The 23,896-nt window shown below is 61.5% G+C and carries 21 protein-coding genes; 7 read left to right on the top strand and 14 right to left on the bottom strand.

What is annotated here, in order from left to right; translation table 11 throughout:
• The first annotated feature begins 130 nt into the window (after nt 1-130).
• A complete protein-coding gene (locus ACTJJ6_RS12310) occupies nt 131-1,042 on the top strand; it encodes a LysR family transcriptional regulator (protein ID WP_049278926.1) in 912 nt (303 codons plus the stop codon).
• Between the two features lie 17 nt (nt 1,043-1,059).
• Here ACTJJ6_RS12310 and ftsP read toward each other — a convergent pair whose 3' ends face one another.
• From ftsP to parC, 3 genes are all read right to left on the bottom strand, one after another.
• The gene (gene ftsP, locus ACTJJ6_RS12305; RefSeq protein WP_004937270.1) at nt 1,060-2,475 is read right to left on the bottom strand and encodes a cell division protein FtsP; all 1,416 of its coding nucleotides are present in this window, start codon (nt 2,473-2,475) and stop codon (nt 1,060-1,062) included.
• Nucleotides 2,476-2,607: 132 nt separating this feature from the next.
• A complete protein-coding gene (locus ACTJJ6_RS12300) occupies nt 2,608-3,342 on the bottom strand; it encodes a 1-acylglycerol-3-phosphate O-acyltransferase (protein WP_004937266.1) in 735 nt (244 codons plus the stop codon).
• A 246-nt stretch (nt 3,343-3,588) separates the two neighbouring features.
• Complete coding sequence (gene parC / locus ACTJJ6_RS12295; RefSeq protein ID WP_016930135.1) at nt 3,589-5,862, bottom strand: DNA topoisomerase IV subunit A; 2,274 nt, start codon at nt 5,860-5,862, stop codon at nt 3,589-3,591.
• A 325-nt stretch (nt 5,863-6,187) separates the two neighbouring features.
• Here parC and ACTJJ6_RS12290 point away from each other — a divergent pair, with 325 nt between their 5' ends.
• Together ACTJJ6_RS12290 and ACTJJ6_RS12285 are read left to right on the top strand one after the other, a co-directional pair.
• Nucleotides 6,188-6,769: an NAD(P)H-dependent oxidoreductase gene (locus tag ACTJJ6_RS12290; RefSeq protein ID WP_016930136.1), complete on the top strand. Its 582-nt coding sequence runs from the start codon at nt 6,188-6,190 to the stop codon at nt 6,767-6,769.
• A 33-nt stretch (nt 6,770-6,802) separates the two neighbouring features.
• Complete coding sequence (locus ACTJJ6_RS12285) at nt 6,803-7,111, top strand: putative quinol monooxygenase (RefSeq protein ID WP_004937258.1); 309 nt, start codon at nt 6,803-6,805, stop codon at nt 7,109-7,111.
• Nucleotides 7,112-7,119: 8 nt separating this feature from the next.
• Here the strand turns inward: ACTJJ6_RS12285 and ACTJJ6_RS12280 are convergent, their stop codons facing one another.
• The 6 genes from ACTJJ6_RS12280 to nudF form a co-directional block, all read right to left on the bottom strand.
• Nucleotides 7,120-8,016 (bottom strand): LysR substrate-binding domain-containing protein, encoded by an 897-nt coding sequence (locus ACTJJ6_RS12280; RefSeq protein WP_164052759.1) that lies wholly within the window; start codon nt 8,014-8,016, stop codon nt 7,120-7,122.
• An 82-nt stretch (nt 8,017-8,098) separates the two neighbouring features.
• The gene (parE, locus tag ACTJJ6_RS12275; RefSeq protein WP_025304305.1) at nt 8,099-9,994 is read right to left on the bottom strand and encodes a DNA topoisomerase IV subunit B; all 1,896 of its coding nucleotides are present in this window, start codon (nt 9,992-9,994) and stop codon (nt 8,099-8,101) included.
• 46 nt (nt 9,995-10,040) lie between these two features.
• Entirely contained in the window at nt 10,041-10,625 is a 585-nt protein-coding gene (gene yqiA, locus ACTJJ6_RS12270; RefSeq protein ID WP_015379081.1) for an esterase YqiA, read from the bottom strand.
• On the bottom strand, nt 10,625-11,452 hold the full coding sequence (gene cpdA / locus ACTJJ6_RS12265; protein WP_004937250.1) for a 3',5'-cyclic-AMP phosphodiesterase: 828 nt from the start codon (nt 11,450-11,452) through the stop codon (nt 10,625-10,627). Before cpdA ends, yqiA begins: the two co-directional genes overlap by 1 nt.
• A gap of 27 nt (nt 11,453-11,479) precedes the next feature.
• A complete protein-coding gene (locus ACTJJ6_RS12260) occupies nt 11,480-11,905 on the bottom strand; it encodes a DUF1249 family protein (RefSeq protein WP_004937244.1) in 426 nt (141 codons plus the stop codon).
• Entirely contained in the window at nt 11,905-12,537 is a 633-nt protein-coding gene (gene nudF / locus ACTJJ6_RS12255; protein WP_016930141.1) for an ADP-ribose diphosphatase, read from the bottom strand. The genes ACTJJ6_RS12260 and nudF overlap by 1 nt, the downstream gene beginning before the upstream one ends.
• A gap of 347 nt (nt 12,538-12,884) precedes the next feature.
• Between nudF and hasF the strand changes: the two genes are divergently transcribed.
• Together hasF and dhaR are read left to right on the top strand one after the other, a co-directional pair.
• Nucleotides 12,885-14,384: a multidrug efflux transporter outer membrane subunit HasF gene (gene hasF / locus ACTJJ6_RS12250; RefSeq protein ID WP_016930142.1), complete on the top strand. Its 1,500-nt coding sequence runs from the start codon at nt 12,885-12,887 to the stop codon at nt 14,382-14,384.
• Nucleotides 14,385-14,535: 151 nt separating this feature from the next.
• Nucleotides 14,536-16,485, top strand: a complete 1,950-nt coding sequence (gene dhaR, locus ACTJJ6_RS12245) for a dihydroxyacetone kinase operon transcriptional regulator DhaR (RefSeq protein WP_143778504.1) — start codon at nt 14,536-14,538, stop codon at nt 16,483-16,485.
• Here dhaR and dhaM read toward each other — a convergent pair.
• From dhaM to ACTJJ6_RS12225, 4 genes are read right to left on the bottom strand one after another with little or no spacing between them, the layout of a single operon-like run.
• Nucleotides 16,482-17,912 (bottom strand): dihydroxyacetone kinase phosphoryl donor subunit DhaM, encoded by a 1,431-nt coding sequence (dhaM, locus tag ACTJJ6_RS12240; protein ID WP_176062646.1) that lies wholly within the window; start codon nt 17,910-17,912, stop codon nt 16,482-16,484. The genes dhaR and dhaM overlap by 4 nt on opposite strands.
• An 11-nt stretch (nt 17,913-17,923) precedes the next feature.
• Entirely contained in the window at nt 17,924-18,556 is a 633-nt protein-coding gene (dhaL, locus tag ACTJJ6_RS12235; RefSeq protein WP_016930145.1) for a dihydroxyacetone kinase subunit DhaL, read from the bottom strand.
• Between the two features lie 9 nt (nt 18,557-18,565).
• On the bottom strand, nt 18,566-19,636 hold the full coding sequence (gene dhaK / locus ACTJJ6_RS12230; protein WP_015379086.1) for a dihydroxyacetone kinase subunit DhaK: 1,071 nt from the start codon (nt 19,634-19,636) through the stop codon (nt 18,566-18,568).
• Between the two features lie 51 nt (nt 19,637-19,687).
• Nucleotides 19,688-20,788 carry a glycerol dehydrogenase gene (locus tag ACTJJ6_RS12225; protein ID WP_440803673.1) on the bottom strand — a complete coding sequence of 367 codons (1,101 nt, stop codon included), beginning with the start codon at nt 20,786-20,788 and terminating at the stop codon, nt 19,688-19,690.
• Nucleotides 20,789-21,140: 352 nt separating this feature from the next.
• Between ACTJJ6_RS12225 and ACTJJ6_RS12220 the strand changes: the two genes are divergently transcribed.
• Nucleotides 21,141-21,803, top strand: coding sequence for a DUF1190 family protein (locus ACTJJ6_RS12220; RefSeq protein ID WP_004937226.1), 663 nt, complete (start codon nt 21,141-21,143; stop codon nt 21,801-21,803).
• 3 nt (nt 21,804-21,806) lie between these two features.
• Nucleotides 21,807-22,967 (top strand): glutathionylspermidine synthase family protein, encoded by a 1,161-nt coding sequence (locus tag ACTJJ6_RS12215; protein ID WP_016930148.1) that lies wholly within the window; start codon nt 21,807-21,809, stop codon nt 22,965-22,967.
• Between the two features lie 48 nt (nt 22,968-23,015).
• Here the strand turns inward: ACTJJ6_RS12215 and ygiD are convergent, their stop codons facing one another.
• Nucleotides 23,016-23,798, bottom strand: coding sequence for a 4,5-DOPA dioxygenase extradiol (gene ygiD / locus ACTJJ6_RS12210; RefSeq protein WP_028127592.1), 783 nt, complete (start codon nt 23,796-23,798; stop codon nt 23,016-23,018).
• Nucleotides 23,799-23,896 lie beyond the last annotated feature (98 nt).

The following is a 23,896-nucleotide window of genomic DNA, read 5'->3' as shown; positions in this document are numbered from 1 at the left end:
TCTCTTTCAGCGGGGGATAATAAGCCCCATAGTAGAGAGCGAGGCGCGGCCGAGACCAATACATTCTTGGCGGCCGATTTATTCCATTTACCTATAAGTTGAGCTGCGTCACAAGGAGGCGATACCCCGGATGAACCCGCCCCAAGCCCTGCCCGATCCCGGCCGGATTAACTTCCGCCTGCTGCACTATTTCCGCGTGGTGGCGGAAGAGATGAACTTCACCCAGGCGGCGCGGCGGCTGAATATGTCACAGCCGCCGCTCAGCAAGCACATCAAGGAGCTGGAGAGTCAGCTCGGGGTGGTGCTGTTCAAACGCACCACCCGCTCCATGACGCTGACGCCGGCCGGCCGCACGCTGCTGCGCAACGTCGAGCGGCTGCTGGATCAGGCCGACAGCGCATTGCATCAGGTGCAACAGATGGGGCGTGGCGAAGGCGGCCACATGGTGGTCGGCATGGTCGGCACCTCGGCCTGGGGCGGTCTGATCGCGGCGCTGCGGCGATTCAGCGAGCGGAGCGCCGGCGTCACCTGGTCGTTGAACGAGCTGACGCCCAGCCAGCAAATCGCCGCGCTGCAAAAGCGGCATATCGACATCGGGGTCTGGCGAGAGGCGCAGCAGCAGACGCTGCCGGGGTTAACCTGCCAACGGTTGGCAAGCGAGAGCATCGCCGTGGTGTTGCCGCTCGATCATCCGCTGGCGCAGCAGGAAAATATACCGCTGGCGGCGCTGCAGAACGACAGCTTCATCGTGCTGCCGCCGCATGAGGCCAGCCTGGGGCTGTATCTGCACAATCTGTGTCTGCAGCAGGGATTTTTGCCGGACGTCGCTTATCAGGTCAACGAACCGCAGACCCTGCTGGCGCTGGTGGCGGAAGGCTGCGGCATCACGCTGCTGCCGGACAGCTACGGCCGCATCCCGTGGCCCGGCGTACGCTTTTGCTCGCTGCAACAGGCGCCGCCGGCGGATCTGTACGCGGTGTATCGCGCCGACAGCGTCACGCCGGTGGTGCAGGCCTTCCTGGAAATGCTGCGGGCGCCGTAAGCGGCCCGCAGCGCAGATTACATCGTCGGCTGCACCATCAGCTGGCCGGCGGTGCCGCGATCGGCCATCTCCAGCGTCTGGCTGTAATACAGGAACGGGAAGTGTTCGGAGGTAGGTTGGTTGAAATACACCAGCAGCTCGACGTCGCCATCGACCCAGACGGTGTCCTTCCAGCCGCGATCTTCCGCCATCGGCTGCGCGCCGTTGACGCGTTTGATCAGGAACTGCACGCCCTGAATATGGAACGCCTGCGGCGTATCCGCATGAATGTTCCAACGTTCCCAGGTGCCTTGCTGTGCCTGTACGTCGATGCGGTTCATGTCCCAAATCGCGCCGTTGATGCCGACGCCGCCGTCGCCCAGGCGGAAATCGCGGGTGCGGCTGGCGCTGCCGTCCAACAGCTGATCCGCCAGCAGGCGCATCGGCAGGTTGTCGGTCACCAGCGGCAGCAGGCCGGTCGGGCGCAGCGTCAGCACCTGGGTGGACACCAGAATGCTCGACGGCTCGAACAGGCCGCGCAGGCGATCCATGATGCCCGCCGCTTCACCGGCGGTGATGGTCACCTCTTCGCCCTTCGACATGTCGATCAGCACTTCCCGGCGTTCGCCAGGCGCCAACGACAGCTGCTGCACCGCGACCGGCGCAGGCAGGAAGCCCTGATCGCTGGCAATCACGTTGAACGGCCGCCCGTCGCTGAGCTGCAGGGTATAGCGGCGCGCGTTGGAGGCGTTAAGCAGGCGCAGACGCACCCAGCCGCGCGACACGTCGACATACGGGTTTTGCACGCCGTTGACCAACAGCGTATCGCCGACGAAACCGCCCTGCGACGGTGCATCGTATTGCGGTGTGCCGAAGTTATCGAAGCGTTTGTCCTGAATGATCAGCGGGAAATCGTCGACGCCGTAGTGGTTGGGCAGCGGCAGCGCTTTGCTGACGGCATCTTCCACCAGCCACAGCCCGGCCAGCCCGTTGTAAACGTGCGGCGCCATACGGTTCGGCGTGTTGGCATGGTACCAGCAGGTGGCCGCCGCCTGACGAATGGGCAGCACCGGCGACCAGTCGACGTTAGGCGACATCATGCGCGGCGCGCCGCCCATCAGCGTGCCTGGCACCTGCAGACCGCTGACGGTCATCGCTACCGGCTCCTGCAGGCGGTTGCTGTAGATCAGTTTGACGTCGTCACCGCTGTAAACCCGCACCGTCGGCCCCAGGTACATGCCATTGATGCCCCACACCGCCGCTTTGCGGTTATCCATAAACGCCCAATGGGCGCGCTGCAAGGTCAGGAACAGCGGCTGACCGCGGCGAGACTCCAGCAGCGGGGGAATGGGTAACGGGGTCTGCGTTCCGCTCGCCTCAGCCCTCAGCGGCACGGCGCCCGCGCACAGCGCCAGGCCCGATGCCTGTAAAAACTGACGTCGACTGAGTGACATATTTTCTCCATGAAAAGCAATAACTAAACCGTGTGCAAAACCCAAACGCCCGCCAATCAAGATTAGCAGGCGTTCAGGCGTTAACGGCGCTGAACGCCAATTAAAACCCTATTCTTTGAAGCCGATAGACTCTTATTTTTTGGCGGCGTTGCGCTGGGCGACTTCGGCGTCCAATTCGGCGATTTTCGCCTCCATCAGCTCACGGCAATGGGCCGCCAACTCACGCACGTTTTCTTTGCCGTATTTGCTGGTATCCACCGGCGCCAACATCTCGACGATCACATGACCGTTATTCCAGCGATTAAGATTTATATTACCGCTGGTGGTTGATACACAGATCGGCACAATCGGCACGCCGGCGGCGATGGCCGCGTGGAACGCGCCGGTTTTAAACGGCATCAGCCCGCGACCGCGGCTGCGGGTCCCTTCCGGGAACATCCAGATCGAAATGTCTTTCTTTTTGAACTGCTCCGCCACCTGGGCGATGGTGCCGTGCGCCTTGGCGCGATTATCACGATCTATCAGCAGATTACCGGTCAGCCAATACAGCGGGCCGAAAAACGGGATCCACACCAGACTTTTTTTACCGACGGTCACGGTGCGCGGCTGCACGATATTGGAGGCCGTCACCATGTCGTAGTTATTTTGGTGGTTGGCGATATAGATGCAGTTGCCATTGTTGGCCGCATCGGCCGGCACGCGGGTTTCAACCTTGATGCCGAACAGCGTCGACAGGCGGCCGAAAAGATGGCCGAAGGTCGCCACGTGGCGAGGGTTGCGCGGGCTGAACAAGCAATAAACAGAACCGAAAATACACACCAGAATACAGAAAAGAGTGGCGAGAACGGCACGCAAAATCAATAACATAACAACCTCATTAGCACACTGCCAACGCAGTTTACTTCGCTGCGCAGATTCCTTTACTCATTATTTGCCGGCCAGGCGGTAAGCACGCCGATGTCACCTGCATTTCTCGCTATTTTCCTGCCAGGCGGCAGTACGCACAATAATTTTATGCGCAGAAATGTTAACTATTTGGAAAATAAACGCCAGCAAAAATAAATAAGGCGGCCACAGCATGCTGCGACCGCCCTTTAACGCCGGCGCCAACGCTTACTCTTCGCTGTCGCCTCCCGACGCCCGCACCGGCGCATCCACTTCGACGCGATCGATGCGCTGCAGGCCACGCGGCAGCTGGGTGCCCTTGCGGCCGCGCTCCGCGCGGAACTTCTGCAGATCCTCCGGACGCAGCGTCAGCTTGCGTTTGCCGACGTACAACGTGACGGACGCCTGCGGCGGCAGCACGAACAGCCAGGCCAGCTTGTCTTCACCGGCTGCGGCCTGCGCCGCCGGAATGGAGACGATCTTGTTGCCCTTGCCCTTCGACAGTTGCGGCAGATCGGCGACCGGGAACATCAACATGCGCCCGGCGGCGGTGATCGACAGCAGCATATCGTCTGCGCCGTGAATTTCCATCGGCGGCAGCGCTCTGGCGTTGTCCGGCAGCGTGATCATCACCTTGCCGGCGCGGTTGCGCGCCACCAGATCGTTAAAGGTGCAAACGAAACCGTAACCGGCGTCGGACGCCATCAGCAGTTTTTGATCGTCGGCCGCCATCAGCACCTGCTCAATGGTGGCGCCCGGCGGCGGCGTCAGCTTGCCGGTCAACGGTTCGCCCTGCCCGCGCGCCGAAGGCAGCGTCATCGGATCGAGCGCATAGCTGCGCCCGGTAGAATCGATGAACACCACCGGCTGGTTGCTCTTGCCGCGCGCCGCGCCGCGGAAGCTGTCGCCGGCCTTGTAGCTCAACCCTGCCGGATCGATGTCGTGGCCCTTGGCGCTGCGCACCCAGCCCATTTCCGACAGCACGATGGTCACCGGCTCGGACGGCACGAAATCGTGCTCGCTCATCGCCTTGGCTTCCGCACGCTCGGTCAGCGGCGAACGGCGATCGTCGCCGTAGGTTTGCGCGTCGGCCTGGATCTCTTTCTTAATCAGCGTATTCAACTTGCGCTCGGACGCCAGCAGCGCCTGCAGTTGATCGCGCTCTTTCGCCAGCTCGTCCTGCTCACCGCGGATCTTGACCTCTTCCAGCTTGGCCAGGTGACGCAGTTTCAGCTCGAGGATCGCTTCCGCCTGGGTATCGGAGATGCCGAAACGCTGCATCAGCACCGGCTTCGGCTCATCCTCGCTGCGGATGATGTGGATCACCTCGTCGATATTGAGGAACGCCACCAGTAAACCTTCGAGGATATGCAAACGCTTGAGCACCTTCTCGAGGCGGTAGTTCAGGCGGCGGCGCACCGTATCGCGACGGTAGGCCAGCCATTCGGTGAGGATCTCCACCAGCCCTTTGACCTGCGGGCGGTTGTCCAGACCGATCATGTTCATGTTGATGCGGTAGCTGCGTTCCAGATCGGTGGTGGCGAACAGGTGATTCATCACCTGCTCCAGATCGATGCGGTTGGAACGCGGCACGATCACCAGACGCGTCGGGTTCTCGTGATCGGATTCATCGCGCAGATCCTCGACCATCGGCAGCTTCTTGGCGCGCATCTGGCTGGCGATCTGCTCCAGCACCTTGGCGCCGGAGACCTGATGCGGCAAGGCGGTGATCACCGCGCTGCCGTCCTCTTTCTTCCACACGGCGCGCATGCGCACCGAGCCGCGGCCGCTCTGGTAAATTTTGCGAATTTCATCGCGCGGGGTAATGATCTCGGCTTCGGTCGGGAAGTCCGGCCCCTGCACGAACTCGAGCAGGTCATCGAGCGAGGCGCCCGGCTTGTCGAGCAGCGCCACCGCCGCAGCGGCGACTTCGCGCACGTTGTGAGGCGGAATATCGGTCGCCATGCCGACCGCGATGCCGGTGGTGCCGTTCAGCAGGATGTTCGGCAGACGCGCCGGCAGCATCTTCGGCTCTTGCAGCGTGCCGTCAAAGTTCGGGATCCAGTCGACCGTGCCCTGGCCCAGTTCGGCCAGCAAGACCTCGGCGTATTTGGACAGGCGCGATTCGGTATAACGCATCGCCGCGAACGACTTGGGATCGTCCGGCGCCCCCCAGTTCCCCTGGCCGTCCACCAGCGGATAGCGATACGAGAACGGCTGCGCCATCAGCACCATGGCTTCATAACACGCGCTGTCGCCGTGCGGGTGGTATTTACCCAGCACGTCGCCCACGGTGCGGGCGGATTTCTTGAATTTGGCGCTGTTGGTCAGCCCCAGTTCAGACATGGCGTAGATGATGCGGCGTTGTACCGGCTTCAAACCGTCGCCAATGTACGGCAACGCCCGATCCATGATGACGTACATGGAATAGTTCAGATAGGCGTTTTCAGTGAATGTGTGCAGCGGTAAACGCTCTACACCGTCATGAGTCAGATCACTCATTACTCAATTATCCTCAGACCGTGGCTTGGCAATCCCTTGGACGACAAAAGGCATCGCTTGTCGATTCTGCCCGCGATAGTAACCCATCTGCGGGGTAGCTGTCACAGTTGGCGCAAGGATCGCCGCCGGCGGCCGGTTGCGCGATGCGGTTTATGCAAAATTTCGCTGTCTGGCGGCCCGTTTATTGACTGGCAGTCAACACTGTTGTGCGCTAGATCGCATTTTTACTTGCCTGACTCACGATTACACTCGTCACCAGCGAGATGGTTTCCGCCTTTTCAGCGGGAAGCATGCCATATCTTAACTCTGACGGGAGCCGTGAAAGATGAGCAATATCCTGATTATCAACGCTAAAAAACAATTCGGCCATTCCAACGGTGAACTCAACCAAACCCTGAGCGACGTGGCGGAAGGCTTCCTGCGCGATCTGCAGCACGATGTGCAGGTCACCGTGGTCGACGACGGCTATGACATCGAAGCCGAAGTACAGAAATACCTGTGGGCCGACGCGGTCATCTATCAGATGCCGGGCTGGTGGATGGGCGAACCTTGGATCCTGAAAAAATACATCGATGAAGTGTTCACCGCCGGTCACGGCAGCCTGTATGCCAACGACGGTCGCTCTCGTTCTGACGAAAGCAAAAAATATGGCTCCGGCGGCCTGATCCAGGGCAAAAAATACCTGCTGAGCCTGACCTGGAACGCCCCGATGGAGGCCTTCACCGATCCCGATCAGTTCTTCCACGGTATCGGCGTCGACGGCGTTTACCTGCACTTCCACAAGGCCAACCAGTTCCTGGGAATGGAAGCGCTGCCGACCTTTATCTGCAATAACGTGATAAAACAACCGGATATCGAAGCGGACATCGCACGTTATCGCGAGCATTTGGCGAAAATTTTTGCTTAACTGACGCAGAACATTCTCATCAACGAGGCAGACATGATCACCGTAATCGCAGAAATCAAAGTGAAACCCGGCCACCGCGCCACCGTACTGCAAGCCATTGAAAAACTGGTGCCGCTGGTGCTGGCGGAAGACGGCTGCGGCGAATATACGCCGATGGTCGACAGCAATACCCAGGCACCCTGGCAGAAACGGTCGCCGGATTCGGTATTCATGCTGGAGAAATGGGAAAGCATGGCGCATCTGGAAAAACACCTGGCCATTGAGCACATGCTCAAACACCGCGAGACCATCAAGGACAGCGTGCTGGACACCGAGATATACATCCTGGAAAACGCCCTGTAAGCTCCGCCTTATAACGTCTGCGCGTCGATGTGCGCGCTGACGTAGTCAAGAAAACAGGTGATGCGCGCCGCCAATTGCGTATTGCGGTAATACACCGCATTGATCGGCTGGCGCACGTCCAGCGTCTCCTGCTCCAGCAACGTCACCAACTTGCCGGCTTCCCGATCGCGGCGGGTCATAAAGTCTGCCAGCTGTACGATCCCCTCGCCCCGCAGCGCCAATTGCCGCAACGTTTCCCCGCTGGACGCAGAGATCGTCGGCGTGATGGTGAAATGCGGCGCCTGGCGATAGCGCAACGGCCACTGGTTAAGCGACTCCGGCTGGGTAAAACCGAGCAGACAATGCCGATGCAACTCCTCCACGCTCTGCGGCGTGCCGTGCTGCTGCAGATAAGCCGGGCTGGCGAGGATGCGCAGCCGGCTGGCTCCCAGCGCGCGCGCATGAATGGTCGAATCACGCAACGCACCGATGCGAATGGCGATATCCGTGCGTTTTTCCAGCAGATCGATAATCAGGTTGTCGGTGTTCAGCTCGAGCGAAATTTGCGGATAACGTTCTCTGAACCCCGCCACCAGCGGCACGATGACGTGCTCCATAAAAGGTGCGGCCGCATTGATCCGCAGCCGCCCGGCGGGCATTTGCCGGCGCACCGCCATTTGCTCTTCGGCATTTTCCACCGAGCTGATGATCGTACGCGCATGGTTCAGGAAGCTCAGCCCCTCTTCGGTCAGCTCCAAACGACGCGTCGTACGGCGCATCAGGGTGGTATCGAGCTTATTCTCCAGGCGGCTGAGCGCGCGGCTGATGCCGGATGTTGTCTGGCCGAGCTGATCGGCGGCGGCGGTGATGGAACCGCTGTCGACCACCGAGGTGAACGCCAGCAATTCTTCGAGCGTGATCTTCATGCATTCCGGCCCAGGTTATCGGGCGCCGCATGAACGCCCTGCGGGAAAGCCGGCCCGGCGTTTCACCGGGCCAGGGTCAGGCTCAGACCGCCAATTCGGCCATGTCGCCCTTGTCTTGCAGCCAGTTGCGGCGATCTTCCGAACGCTTCTTGGCCAACAGCATGTCCATCACCGCCAGCGTCTGATCGACGTCATCCTCCGCCACCGTCAGTTGCACCAGACGGCGGGTGTTCGGATCGAGGGTGGTTTCGCGCAGCTGCAGCGGGTTCATCTCGCCCAGCCCTTTAAAACGCTGCACGTTCGGCTTGCCCTTCTTGCGCTTCAGCTGTTCCAGCACGCCGGCTTTCTCTTCTTCATCCAGCGCGTAGAACACTTCTTTACCGAGATCGATGCGATACAGCGGCGGCATGGCGACATAGACGTGGCCGCCTTTCACCAGCGAACGGAAGTGGCGCACGAACAGCGCGCACAGCAGCGTGGCGATATGCAAGCCATCGGAATCCGCATCCGCCAGGATGCAGATTTTGCCGTAGCGCAATTGGCTGAGATCTTCGCTGTCCGGATCGATGCCGATCGCCACGGAAATGTCGTGCACTTCCTGCGAGGCCAGCACTTCGTCCGAGGACACTTCCCAGGTATTCAGGATCTTGCCCTTCAGCGGCATGATCGCCTGATACTCGCGATCGCGCGCCTGCTTGGCCGATCCGCCCGCCGAATCCCCTTCCACCAGGAACAGTTCGGTCATGGCCAGATCCTGCGAGGTGCAGTCCGCCAGCTTGCCCGGCAGCGCCGGCCCGCTGGTGAGCTTCTTGCGCACCACTTTCTTGGCCGCGCGCAGGCGGCGCTGGGCGCTGGAGATCGCCAGCTCGGCCAGCTGTTCCGCCGCCTGAACGTTCTGGTTCAGCCACAGGCTGAAGGCGTCTTTCACCACGCCGGAAACGAAGGCCGCGCACTGACGCGAGGAGAGACGCTCTTTGGTCTGCCCGGCAAACTGCGGATCCTGCATCTTCACCGACAGCACGTAGGCGCAACGATCCCAGATATCCTCCGCCGACAGCTTCACGCCGCGCGGCAGAATATTGCGGAATTCGCAGAACTCGCGCATCGCGTCCAGCAGCCCCTGACGCAGGCCGTTGACGTGAGTGCCGCCCTGCATGGTCGGGATCAGGTTGACGTAGCTTTCGGTCAGCAGCTCGCCGCCTTCCGGCAGCCACAGCAGCGCCCAGTCCACCGCTTCGGTGTCACCGGCGAAATTGCCGACGAACGGCGCTTCCGGCAGGGTTATCAGGCCGTTAACCGCTTCCATCAGGTAGTCGGTCAGGCCGTCCTGGTAGCACCAGCGCTGCTCGGTGTTGTTCACCTTGTCGATGAAATAGATCTCGACGCCGGGGCACAGCACCGCTTTGGCTTTCAGCAGGTGAGTCAGGCGCGATACCGAGAAACGCGGGCTGTCGAAGAACTGTTCGTCGGGCCAGAAGTGCACGCTGGTGCCGGTGTTGCGTTTGCCGCAGGTGCCGGTCACCGTCAGATCCTGCACTTTGTCGCCGTTTTCGAAGGCGATGCCGTAGACGTTGCCGTCGCGGCGCACGTTGACTTCCACCCGCTTCGACAGGGCATTGACCACCGAGATCCCAACGCCGTGCAGGCCGCCGGAGAACTGGTAGTTTTTATTCGAGAATTTACCGCCGGCGTGCAGCCGGCACAGGATCAACTCAACCGCCGGCACGCCCTCTTCCGGGTGGATGTCCACCGGCATGCCGCGGCCGTCGTCGATCACTTCCAGCGACTGATCGGCGTGCAGGATCACGTCGATGCGCTTGGCGTGACCGGCCAACGCTTCGTCGACGCTGTTATCGATCACCTCTTGGCCGAGGTGGTTTGGGCGCGTCGTGTCGGTATACATGCCGGGACGACGGCGCACTGGTTCTAGACCGCTGAGTACTTCAATGGCATCAGCGTTATAGCTGGATTGAGTCATCGTTGATTATTTTTTCGTGGTTAAAGGGAGGTGCCGGAACGGTCCGTCAGACCGCGTTTAGCCCTAAAAAATCCACAATCTGGGGGAAGTAGTGCTCGAAACCGACGAAGGCGTGGTTTCCACCCGACTCCACCGTTTGCCGACACGCGGTGTAATACGCCACTGCCTGGCCGTAATCGAGAATTTCATCGCCCGTTTGCTGCAGCAGCCAGATTAAATCCGGCGACTCCAAAGGATCGATCTGCATCACTTTCAGATCGTAAACGTGCCGAGACTCTAACACATATTGCTGGCCGGTGTAGGGGTTCTCGTTGGCGCCGAGATAGTCGACCAGCAGCTCAAACGGCTTGACCGCCGGGTTGACCACCACCGCCGGCAGGGAAAAACACTGCGACAGCCAGGTGGCGTAATAGCCGCCCAGCGACGAGCCGACCAGCCCGAGCGTTTGCCCGGCGCGTTCCAGCACCAGATTTTCCAGCATCTCGGCGGCCTCCGCCGGAAAGGCCGGCAGCTGCGGCACCAGCATCTCGATATCGGGATGGTGTTCGGCCAGCCAGGCCTTGAAGGCCACCGCCTTGGCCGACTGCGGCGAGCTGTTGAAACCGTGCAGGTAGAGCAGTGTCGAAGGCATCAGTATCCATCCGAGTCCATATCGGGGCGGAAATCGTCGTTTTCCAGGCGGAACACCTGCGTCTCGACGCGACCGTCCGGCAGCAGATCGAGGTAGCGCCAGCCGGGGGAAACGTCGTCGATGGTGAAGTTCGTGCAGTGCGGCTTGAATTGCACGCAGGTAGACGGCGTCGCCAACAGGCGCCGACCCTGCCATTCCAAATCCAGATCCTGGTGAATGTGCCCGCACACCACGGTATTCACTTTCGGATAACGCAGCAGGATTGCGCCCAGCATATGCGGGTTGCGCAGGCTGTGCTGATCGAGCCAGGTGCAACCGGAAGGCAGCGGATGATGGTGCAGCAGCAGCAGCGTATAGCGCTCGGGGTGAGCCTGCAGGCAACGCTCCATCCACTCCAGCTGGTATTCGCTCAATTCGCCGTGCGGCACGCCGAACACCTGGCTGTCCAGCATCAGCACTTGCCAGTTATCACCCAACAGCACCTGTTTGGAAGGCGCAATGCCCGCGGCGGCCAACGCGTCGACCATCGCCGGTTGAAAATCGTGGTTGCCCGGCAGCCACACGCAGGGGGCCGGCAGTTGCGCGATGCCGGCGGCGAAGTGGCGGTACGCCTCTTGCGAATGATCCTGCGCCAAATCTCCCGTGGCGACGATCAAATCGACGTCGCGGCGCTGCGCCTGGATGGCGTCCAGCACCGCGTGATAGCTGCGATAGGTATTGATGCCGAGCAACGTCTCGTGTTCGCCGGCAAAAAGGTGGGTATCTGTTATTTGTAGAATCCTGACCGCGGCCCCACTCGCCACGGGCAGTTTAAACAGGCTTTCCAAATGGTGTCCTTTGTTATTTCAGTCTGTCTAACAAACCGGAACCGCCATCGCTCCATGCGCCAAACAGTAGCGCAGCCAATCAGCAAGAAACTGGTTAATTTGATGCTTTTCGTCGCGTTGATGCAACTTTTTATTAGGATAATCATAACGCGCTTTAAAGCGGTAGATCTGCTGACTGGAACACACTTCCGCAACCATGGCGTCATGGTACAACCGCACCGTCATCGCGGGCAGGCTCCAGTAGCTGACCGCCGGAAAGATCTGCTCGATCTCCACCAGCGACGTGTAACGCGTGGACTCAACGATGGTCAAACGATAGCCGGCGCCGTTCACCTGATAAGTCACCGTTTCGCCCGCTTCGTCGTTGCGCGGCAGCAAGCGGCGCAATTGCGCGAAGTTGGTTTCGCACAATCTCATCATTTCGGGGAAATCAGGGGTATAGCGCTGTTTCATTAGTTGGCCCACTCTTTTCTCAACGATTCATGGTGCAACGCCAGCCATTGCAATGCAATCACTGATGCGGCGTTATCGATCGCGCCTTCCTCAACCCAGCGGTAAGCCTGTTCGCGGCTGACCACATGGACGCGGATATCTTCATGTTCTTCCGCCAGGCCGTGGATGCCCTCGGCGGTGCCGGCGTCCACTTCGCCGACCATGATCGACAAACGTTCGCTGGTGCCGCCGGGGCTGGCCAGGTAGCTCAGCACCGGTTTGCAGCGCCCGACCACCACGCCGGCCTCTTCCTGCGCTTCGCGGCGGCATACGTCCTCGACGCTTTCACCGGTTTCGATCATACCCGCCACCATTTCCAGCAGCCAGGGCGAATTACTGGTATCGACCGCGGCGATGCGCAGTTGTTCAACCAGCACAACCTCGTCGCGCACCGGATCGTAGGGCAGCAGCACCGCCGCATGGCCGCGTTCGAAAATTTCACGCGTGATTTCAGGGCTCATTTCACCATTGAACAACCGGTGGCGAAACCGGTATAAATTGAGTGAAAAAAAACCACGGTACAGCGTCTCGCGTGCAATAATTTCTACATCTTTTTTATCGAAAGTAACGGGCGACGGCTGCGAACGGTTCATGCGCGAATTCTCCTGCGTGAGTATGCCGATAAAATAAACGGTTTTGATGACAGAAACAGCGGGACTCTCCGCCGCGGCTTTATGTTAGGCTGTTTTTCGCCGCCGGATGCGGCACGTTTGTGCGCTCGCAGGTAATAGCGGGAAACAATCCGGATTGTCAGCCATAATATCAGCTGCAGTCGACCCGGGCAGTACGCCAAGGTAAATGGGCGGTCTGAAAGGTAAAAGTTACGTGAGATGGCACATTCAGCCACCTGATGCGTACCTCAGACTCTGCTAGAATCGGCAACTATTTCGTCTATCGTCAGCGCTAACATAGCAATATTGCTGCACAACAAGGAATGCAAATGAAGAAACTGCTCCCCCTTCTTATCGGACTGAGCCTGGGCGGCTTCAGTGCAATGAGCCAGGCAGAGAACCTGCTGCAGGTCTACAAACAGGCTAGGGAAAGTAACCCGGATCTGCGCAAAAGTGCAGCTGACCGCGACGCCGCATTCGAAAAGATCAATGAAGCGCGCAGCCCGTTGCTGCCGCAGCTCGGCCTGACCGCCGGTTACAACTACACCAGCGGGTATCGAGACAGCCGCGACACCCATAGCGATAGCACAAGCGGCTCGCTGGCGCTGACGCAAACCATCTTCGACATGTCGAAATGGCGCCAACTGACGCTGCAGGAAAAGACCGCCGGCATCTCCGACGTCACCTTCCAGACCGCTGAGCAACAGCTTATTCTCAACACGGCGACCGCTTACTTCAACGTGCTGAAAGCGATCGATACGCTGTCCTATACCCAGGCGCAGAAAGACGCGGTGTACCGCACGCTGGATCAAACCACCCAGCGCTTCAACGTGGGTCTGGTGGCGATCACCGACGTGCAGAACGCCCGCTCGAACTACGACACCGTGCTGGCGGCGGAAGTCTCCGCCCGCAACGATCTGGACAACGCGCTGGAAACGCTGCGTCAGGTCACCGGCACCTTCTACCCCGAGCTGGCCTCGCTGAACACCGATCGCTTCAGCACCCAACGCCCGGAAGCGGTGAACAACCTGCTGAAAGAAGCGGAAGCGCGCAACCTGAGCCTGCTGTCCGCCCGCCTGAGCCAGGATCTGGCGCGCGAACAGATCCGCGCCGCGCAGACCGGCTATATGCCGACAGTGGACTTCAGCGCCTCCACGGCGATCTCCAACAACAATTACGGCGGCTCACGCAACACCACGCGCGACGCAGACCTCGGTGAAAACAAAGTGGGTCTGAGCTTCAACCTGCCGCTGTACAGCGGCGGCGCGACCAATTCGCAGGTGAAACAAGCGCAGTACGGCTTCGTCGGCGCCAGCGAGCAGTTGGAAAGCTCACACCGCAGCGTGGTGCAGACCGTGCGTTCGTCGTTCAACAACGTTAACGCTTCGATCAGCAGCATCAACGCCTACAAACAGGCGGTGATCTCCGCGCAAAGCTCCCTGGACGCGATGGAAGCCGGTTATCAGGTCGGTACCCGCACCATCGTCGACGTGCTGGACGCCACCACCACGCTGTATAACGCCAAACGTCAGCTGTCCGACGCGCGTTATACCTATTTGATCAACCAACTGAACATCAAGTCGGCGCTCGGCACGCTGAACCAGAACGATCTGCTGCTGTTGAACGGCGCGTTGGGCAAACCGGTATCGACCGCGCCTGACGCCGTCGCACCGCAGAATCGCGCGCAGGACGCCTATGCGGACGGCTATCAGGACAATGCGCCGATGCAACAAACTGCGGCGCCGGCACCGGCGGCCACTCGCGCATCTGCGCCGGCCGTTACCACCAGCCAACCGGCTCGCAACAGCGGCAACCCATTCCGCAACTGATGCGCGCACGCTGACAAACACGGGGTCCGGCCTGCGCCGCGCCCCGTTTTTTTTGTCCCGATTTTCCCCGCTTCTGCCCGCCGCCTCACAGCCGCCGCCGCGTCAGGTGGTATCATCGTCACTCTCGTTTTCGCAGTCTGGATGAGGTTCGATGGACAACGATTCACGCTGGCAGCGTCTGATTAACGATGGCGAATTGCCGCCGCCGCTGCGCCCGACGCCGGCGGTGTACGCCTCCTGGCTGCGCTGCCGCAGCCTGATGCAACCCGATGTCTGGCAAGCACCGCACCGCGCTCAGGGCGCCACCTTCGAATCGATTTGCCGCCGCAAGAACGATCTGCTGACGCTCGGCCAGGCGGCGCTGGAAGACGCCTGCGAATACATGGAGCCGCGTCGCTGTCTGTTGATGATCTTCGACGAGAGCGGCTGCATGCTGTGGCGCTGCGGCGACGCCCAAACCTGGGAGCTTTTGCAGCAATTGGGGTTCGCCCCCGGCGCCTACTGGGCCGAGGGGCAGATCGGCACCAATGCTCCGGCGCTGGCGGCGGCGGAAGGCCACCCGGTACGAGTGAGCGGTGAAGAGCACGTGCGCCGGGCGCTGCACGGTTGGTCATTCTGCGCGACGCCGGTCTACGACAACAGCGGCCGCCAGCGCGGCTCGATCGCGCTGGGCTGCCTGCTGGCCGACTGTGCCGCCGGCGATCTGTCGCTGACGCTGGCCATCGCCCGCGAAATCGGCAACTCGCTGAACGCCGACGGCCTACTGGCGGAATCCAACCGCCATCTGAATCAACTTTACGGCCTGCTGGACGGCGTGGACGACGGCGTCATGGCCTGGGATCACCGCGGCTACCTGCAATACATCAACCAGCGCGCCGCCGGCCTGCTGAAGCTGGACGAACAGCAGAGCCAGGGCAAACCGCTGGCGCAGCTGTTGACGCTGCCCGCCCTGCTCAAGCGCGCCATCGCCGACCGGCAGCCGCTGCAACACGTCGAAGTCACCTTCGAAAGCCAGCGGCAGTTTATTGCCGCTTTGCTGACGCTAAAGCCGATTTTCGACGGCGATCGCTGCAGTTTCATCGCCCTGCTGCACCCGCTCGAGCGGCTGCGCCAGTACGTCAGCAGCCAGTTGGGGCGCGTCAGCCACAGTTTCGAGCAAATGCCCTCCGCCTCGCTGGAAATGCGGCGGCTGATCCGTTACGGCCAGCAGGCGGCCAAGGGCCTGCATCCGATCCTGCTGCGCGGAGAGGAAGGGGTTGGCAAAGAGCTGCTCAGCCAGGCTATCCACAACGCCGGCGAACGCGCCGCCGGGCCGTATATCGCCCTCAACTGCCAGCTGCTGCCGCAGGCGCAGGGGCTGCGTGAACTGTTGGGCAGCGACGCCAGCGAAGAAGAGGCGGGCCAGCTCAGCAAATTCGAATTGGCCAACGGCGGCACGCTGTATCTCGAACAGATCGAATACCTGCCGGCGGAGATGCAGTCGGCGCTGCTGCAGGTGCTGAAAACCGGCGTGGTGATCCGCCTCAATTCCAGCCGGGTGATCCCGGTCGATGTCCGAGTCATCGCCGGCAGCGCCGCCGACCTGCCGCTGCTGGTGCAGCAAAACCGCTTCCGCCGCCAGCTGTTTTACAGCCTGCAGGCGTTCGAGATCCAGATCCCGCCGCTGCGCCAGCGGCTGAGCGATATTCCGCTGCTGGTCAAACACCATCTGCGCACGCTGGAGCAGCATTTTCAGTGTCGCTTCCGGGTGGATGACGAGGTGATGGCCCAGTTGGCGCTTTATCTGTGGCCGGGCAACGATTTGGAACTGAAAGGGGTGGTGGAGCGCGCGGCGATGATTTGCCACGGCCACCACATCCAGTTGGCGGATCTGCCGGCGCACCTGCTCGGCCAGCCGTCGCTGCTGGAAAGCGATCCGCCGCCCGGCGCGCCGCTGTTGACGCTGACGGACATGGAACGCCAGGCGATCCTGCGCGCGGCGACCGTCAGCCGCGGCCAGGTGACGGAGATGGCGCAGCTGCTGGGCATCGGCCGCACCACGCTGTGGCGGAAGATCAAACAGCACGGGATCGACATCCGCCAGTTCAAGCTGCGCGCTTAGTGGCTGAGCTGCAATACCCCGCGCGCGGCGTCCAGCATCGCCTTCTGTCCGCTGCGGGTTTTGCTCAGGCAATCCTGCATACCGACCACCATCGGAATGCCCATCGCCTTCGCCAGAATGGCGCTGTGCGACAGGGCATTGCCGCCGCTCAGACAGATGCCGAGCACCAGCCGGCGATCGAGCATCACCACCTCCGAAGGCATCAGTTCGTCCATCACCAATATTGACGGTTCTGCGAGCGCAATAACCGGCAGCGGCAGCCTCTGTAGATGGCACAGCGTGCGGCGCAGCATGTCGCGCACGTCCAATTCGCGCGCCCGCATGTAGTCGTCATCCAGCTCGCGGTACTCTTCGGCGATCGCCTCCAGCACCTGCCGCCAGGCCTGCTCGGCGCTGCACAGCTGTTGCGCGATGCGGGTGTAAGCCGCCTGCTGCAGATCCGGATCGTCCAGCAGCATGCTGTGGGCGCCGAAGATCGCCGCCTGCGGCTTGCCGATCAGCGTGCCGGTGCGTTCCGCCAGCCGGTTCAGATCGCTCAGCGTGTGCTGTAACGCCTCCCGCAGGCGTTGCTGTTCGCCCAGCACCTCGTCCGCGCCGATACGCCGATCGGCGGTTGGCGGCCAGAAGCTGTGGGCCTGAAACACCGGCCCGCTGGTGACGCTTTCCGCCACCGGGATACCGTGCAGCGAAGGCTGCTGCCGCTCGGAGACCGTCTCGCCAAAATGTTGTTCCGCCAGCGCTTTGAACGCCGCCAGCGCCTCGTCCGCCTGCGCGCCGTCGGCGATCAGGCGAACGGTGTCGCCGTGACGCACCTGCAGCAGCGCCAGCTGATTGAGACTGCGCGGATCGACGCACTGCCCCTGCTTCTCCAGCACCAGCTCGGCCTTGAACGGCGCCAGCGTCTCGACCAGCCGCGCCGCCGGGCGCGCATGCAGCCCATGCGGGTTCTGCACCGTCCAGGTTGCGCTTTTGCCCTGCGCCAGCGGCAAGGCCACGCTTTTCGCCGTCGGTGAAGACTCGCCCAGCTGTGCCTGTTTGGCCTGCAGCGCCCCCTGCGCCTCCGCCACCACCTGCTCCAGCGAGGCGCCGGAGTTGGCGGCCACCACCGCCGCCAGCGTGCCTTCAACCAGCGGCGCTGCACACAGCCGCACTTTGGCGGCCAGATCCGGATCCAGCAGATCGAGCGCGGTTTCGGCACTGAGCAGCGCGCTGCCCAGATCCATCAGCACCAGAACGCCGTCGCCGTCGGCGACCGCTTCGATCGCCTCCATCACTTTGACCGCGTCGGTGCCGATCGGGTGCTGCTCGTCATCCACGCCCGCCGCCAGCGCCAGTTTGCAGCCGTCGCCGCGCATCATCTGCCGCGCCAACTGCTCAACGCCGCGCGCCAGCAACGCGCTGTGCGAAACCACCACGATATTAATCATCTCGCCTCCTGCTAACTGCCGGCGACCTCGGCCAGCGTTTTCATCATCAACATCACCGAAGTGGCGCCGGGATCCTGGTGGCCGATGCTGCGCTCGCCCAGGTAACTGGCCCGCCCTTTGCGCGCCTGCATGGTGATGGTGCTCTCCACCGCCCGCTCGGCGCTGTCGGCGGCGCGCTGCAGCGCCTCCGCCACGCTCAGGTTCTGCTGCGCGGACTGGCCGAGACTGTCCACCACCGGCCACCAGACGTCGCACATGGTCTTGTCGCCCGGCTCCGCCTTGCCGCGCATCACCACGCCTTCCACCCCTTCCTGCATCACCTGATGCAGCTCCGCCAGATCCAGGCTCTGCTTGGCGTTCGCCGCCTGCGCCGCGCGGATGAAGAAGGTGCCGAACAGCGGACCGCTGGCGCCACCCACGCTCGACAGCAGCGTCATGCCGGTGTTTTTCAGGATAAAGCCGATATCCTTGTCCGCCACCGACGGCAGCTTTTCCACCACCTTGTTGAAACCGCGATTCATGTTCAAACCGTGGTCGGCATCGCCGATCTCGGTGTCCAGTTGGGTCAGAAAATCGCGCTCCCGGCTGAACACCTCGCCGCAACGCATCAGCCAATCGACAACCTGCTGTTTGGTCAACGCCATGATTCCTCCTCAGCAACCCCAACGCAGCGCAGGCGTTTTCACCGGCGCATCCCACAAGGACAACAGCTCGTCGTCCACGTTCAACAACGTGATGGACACCCCCTGCATATCCAGCGAGGTGCAATAAGAACCCACCAGGTTGCGTTCAATGATGATGCCCGCCTCGGCGCAGCGCTCCGCCAGCCGATGGTACACGCCATACAACTCAGACAATGGCGTGGCGCCCAGATTGTTGACCAGCGCGATCACCCGATCGCCGCGCGTCAGCGGCTGCTTGGTCTGCATCTCGTCGCGCCACTCGCCCTGCTGACGATCCCAGACGCGGATCGCGCGCTGATAGTGGCCGTGGTCGATCAACGTATGGAACATGTCGTCCACCGCCGCGTTGAGCGTGGTGAACGGGCGGCGCGCAATGCCCGGCTCGCCGTGAATGCCGACGCCGAACTCCATTTCGTTCTCCGCCAGGGTGAACGACGGCTTGCCGGCGGCCGGCACGGTACAGGCGCCCAACGCGATGCCGATTGAATGCCCGTGGTTGTTGATGCGATGCCCCAGCGTCACCACGCTGTCCAGATCGTCGCCGCGCGCCGCGGCGGCGCCCAGCAGTTTCTCCATCAGCACGGTGTTAGCCACCCCGCGCCGCCCAGCGGTAAACAGGCTGTCTTTGACCGCCACGTCGTCATCCACCAGCACCGTCGCCACCGCGACGCCGCTGTCGTGCAGCAGCTCGGTGGCGGTTTCGAAGTTGAGCACGTCGCCGGTGTAGTTCTTGATCAGCAGCAGCACCCCGGCGCCGCCGTCGATCGCCTGACCGCACTCGTACATTTTATCCGGCGTCGGCGAGGTGAAAATCTCGCCCGGACAGGCGCCGTCGAGCATCCCTTCACCGACGAAGCCGCAGTGCATCGGCTCATGGCCGCTGCCGCCGCCGGACAAGATCGCCACCTTGCCCGCCACCGGCGCGTCGGCGCGGGTCACGAACACCGGATCCGCGTGCACCAGCAGCTCGGGATGGGCCTCCGCCAGCCCCTGCAATTGCTCCTCCAACACCGACTCGACCTGATTAATCAGTTTTTTCACGATGGTTTCCTCTGTAAGAACAGGGGCGCGGCGCACCGTGCCCCAACGGTATCAATGACGTTGCAACCAGGCGGCGCCCAGCCTATCCGCCGTCAGGATCGCCGCCTGCACGCCCGCAGGGGTGACCTTGAACGGCATGTTGTGAATGGTTTCACCCGCGGCGCAGCTGGCCTCGGCCACCGCCATCATCTTCGCCGCCGCATCGCCGGTGACGCCCATCTGCGCCAACGTGATCGGCAGGCCGATGTCATGACAAAACGCCAGCACGGTTCCAATCTGCGCCATCGGGCTGTTCTGCAGCATCAGTTGCGCCAGGGTGCCGAACGCCACTTTCTCGCCGTGATACAGGTGGTGACACTCCTCCAGCACGGTGAAACCGTTGTGAATGGCGTGCGCCGCCGCCAGCCCGCTGCTCTCGAAGCCGATGCCGCTCAGATACGTATTGGCCTCAATGATGCGTTCCACCGCTTCCGTCACCACGCCGGCCTCGACCGCCAGCTTGGCCTTCACCCCTTCGGCCAGCAGCGTGTCGTAGCACAGCCGCGCCAGACTGAGCGCCGCCAGTGTCGATTTGCCGCCGGCCATGCTGGTGGCCTGGGCGTCGAAACAAGCCTGCGCTTCGAAATAGGTGGAGAGCGCGTCGCCCATGCCGGCCACCAGCAGGCGCACCGGCGCGTTGGCGATGATGGCGCTGTCCATCACCACCATGTCCGGGTTGCGCGGGTAGATCAGGTATTCGGCGAATTCGCCCTGTTCGGTGTAGATAACCGACAGCGCGCTGGTCGGCGCATCGGTGGAGGCGATGGTGGGAATGAGCACCACCGGCAGCCGTTGGTAGTGGGCGACGGCCTTGGCGGTGTCGAGCGTTTTGCCGCCGCCGACGCCGATCACCCCGCGGCAGCCATGGGTCTGCAGCTCGCAGCCAAGCCGGTCTATCTCTTTACGGCAGCACTCGCCGTTGAAGCGGGCCGCATGATGTTTCACGCCGTGCTGCCGCAGGCTACCCATCAGGGTGTCGCCCGCCAGCTGCATCACGAAGTCGTCGGCGATCACGAAATAATGGTCGGCGAGGGATTTGGCGTATTCGCCGACGGCGGCCAGCGCATTGGCGCCCTGAATGTATTTGCCTGGTGACTGGATGATTCTCAACATAACCGGATCCTTGTAGGGAGTTGGCGATGGTACGTTCAGATATCAGGTGATGACGCGCCGACTTCGCCGCCGGCTTGTTGTTGTGCTTCGACTATGAGCGCCTGCCGCCCACCTGGCGAGCCACGCGATTTTTGTTCCATTATGGAACATCATCATAGCGACAACGTTTCATGATGAAACGCCAACGCGCGTTTTTTCGCCGCGAAAGCGAACTGGCGCACACCCCAACGTATAACTGCGTAAAGAGTCGATTCTGCGGGCGTTTCAGCTTTAATTTTGACCATGTTTCCCCTATCCTTAGCGCCACTACTGGGAAAGGGCGAAAACAGCCCGCATGATGGGATTGATAACGATGAAACGGACAAAAAACATCAACCAAGAGACGTTCCGCAAATCCTGGCGCAGCTACCGTGTCGCGCCCGTGGCTTTGGCGATCAGCGCCGTCTTTATGCTGGCCGGCTGCGAGAAGAGCGATGAAACGGTCTCCCTGTATCAGAATGCCGATGACTGTTCGCGCGCCAATCCTTCGATGAGCGAGCAGTGCACCACCGCCTACAACAATGCCCTGAAAGAAGCCGCGAAAACCGCGCCGAAATACGCCACTCGCGAAGACTGCGTCGCCGAGTTCGGCGAAGCGCAGTGTACCCAGGCTCCGGCACAGGCCGGCATGGCGGCGGAATCACAAAGCAGCGGCAGCTTCTGGATGCCGCTGATGGCGGGCTATATGATGGGCCGCCTGATGGGCGGTTCCGGCTTCGCGCAGCAGCCGCTGTTCACCTCCAAGAACGCCGCCAGCCCGGCGAACGGCAAGTTTGTCGACGCCAGCGGCAAGAGCTACGGCCCGGCCACCGCCGGCGGCCGCACCATGACGGTGCCGAAAACCGCCATGGCGCCGAAGCCTGCGGTCACCAATACCGTGACCCGCGGTGGTTTCGGCGAGACCGTGGCCAAGCAGACCAGCATGCAGCGCAGCAGCGCCACTTCCAACTCCGGCTCTCGCAGCATGGGCGGTTGATGCATGAAACGTATTGCTATTACCGAGCGCCCGGACTGGCGTGAAAAAGCGACCGAGTTCGGTTTTCGTTTCCACACCATGTACGGCGAGCCGTACTGGTGTGAAGACGCCTATTACCAATTCACGCTGGCGCAGATTGAAGAGATCGAAAGCGCCACCGCCGAGCTGCATCAGATGTGCCTGCAGGTGGTGGAAAAAGTGGTCGGCAGCGACGAGCTGATGGCCAAGTTCTGCATCCCGAAACACACCTGGGAGTTCGTGCGCAGCTCCTGGCGCACCAACCAGCCGTCGCTGTATTCGCGTCTCGATCTGGCCTACGACGGCGTCAACCCGCCGAAGCTGCTGGAGAACAACGCCGATACGCCGACCTCGCTGTATGAAGCGGCCTTCTTCCAGTGGCTGTGGCTGGAAGACCAGATCAATGCCGGCAAGCTGGATCCGCAATCGGATCAGTACAACAGCCTGCAGGAGAAGCTGATCGAGCGTTTCGGCGAGCTGAAAGCGCACCACGGCTTCGGCCTGCTGCACTTGGCGTGCTGCCAGGACAGCGAAGAAGATCGCGGCACGGTGCAATATCTGCAGGACTGCGCGCAGGAAGCCGGTCTGCCGACCGAATTCCTGTTCATGGAAGAGATTGGCCTTGGCGAGAAAGGCCAGTTCACCGATCTGCAGGATCAGGTGATCGGTAACCTGTTCAAGCTCTACCCGTGGGAATTCATGCTGCGCGAGATGTTCTCCACCAAGCTGGAAGACGCCGGTGTGCGTTGGCTGGAGCCGGCCTGGAAGAGCATCATCTCCAACAAGGCGCTGCTGCCGCTGCTGTGGGAAATGTTCCCGAACCACCCTAACCTGCTGCCGGCTTATTTCGCGCAAGACGATCATCCGCCGATGGATCATTACGTCACCAAACCGCTGTTCTCGCGGGAAGGCGCCAATATCCAGATCGTCGAAAACGGTCAGGAAGTGGCGCGCGTCGATGGGCCGTACGGTGAAGAAGGCATGATCGTGCAGCAGTTCCATCCGCTGCCGAAGTTCGAAGACAGCTACACGCTGATCGGCAGCTGGCTGGTGAACGATCAACCCTGCGGCATCGGCCTGCGCGAAGATCGCGAACTGATCACGCAGGATCTGTCGCGCTTCTATCCGCACACTATTCTCGGCTGATCGCCCCGCTGAAAGCAAAAACGCCAGTCTCTGACTGGCGTTCTTTCTTTACCCCACCTGTACCGACAGCATGCTCAGCGCCCCCATTTCGATACCGTCGATCGGCACGCTGATGGTCTCTTTTCCATCCCAACCGCCAAGCACATACAGCAACGGCAGATAGTGTTCCGGCGTCGGATTCGACAACGCCGCGCCCTCATGGCGCATGAAATCCACCAGCGGGTGATTATCGCCCCGATAACGCAGGTTATCCCGGACAAAGTTATTGAACGATTCCGCCCATGGGTAGGCGCTGGTGTCGCCCTGCCATTTCACCATGCGCAGGTTGTGCACCACGTTGCCGCTGGCGACGATCATCACGCCCTCATCCCGCAGCGCCGCGAGTTTGCGGCCCAGCTCATAGTGGTAAGCCGCCGGCTGCGTGCCGTCGACGCTGAGCTGCACCACCGGGATATCGGCATTGGGATACATCTTGATCAATACGCCCCAGGTGCCGTGATCCAACCCCCACTCGCCGAGATCCGCCGTTACCGGCACCGGCGCCAGAATGTGCTGCAGCTGCGCGGCCAGTGCGGGAGAGCCTGGCGCCGGATAACGGGTATCAAACAGCGCCTGCGGGAACCCGCCAAAGTCGTGAATGGTTTTGGGTTTTTCCATCGCGGTGACCGCAGTGCCGCGGGTATACCAATGCGCGGAAACCGCCACGATCGCCTTCGGGCGCGGCAATGACTCACCCAACGCACGCCATGCCCGGGTGTAACGGTTGTCTTCCAGCACGTTCATCGGGCTACCGTGGCCAAGAAACAGTGCCGGCATACGAGAGGTGTTCATAGAGGGATCCTTAGTTCAAATTGTGCTATGCCGCTACATTACGCGCTTTGCCGCAGCAACACAGCCGGATAACCGTGATGAAGATATTCAATAAATTT

Origin of the sequence: Serratia sp. 22278 (assembly GCF_052045405.1) — a bacterium.
Lineage (GTDB): Bacteria > Pseudomonadota > Gammaproteobacteria > Enterobacterales > Enterobacteriaceae > Serratia > Serratia marcescens.
Note: the sequence above shows the minus strand (reverse complement) of the source record. Positions and strands in the feature narration are given on the sequence as shown.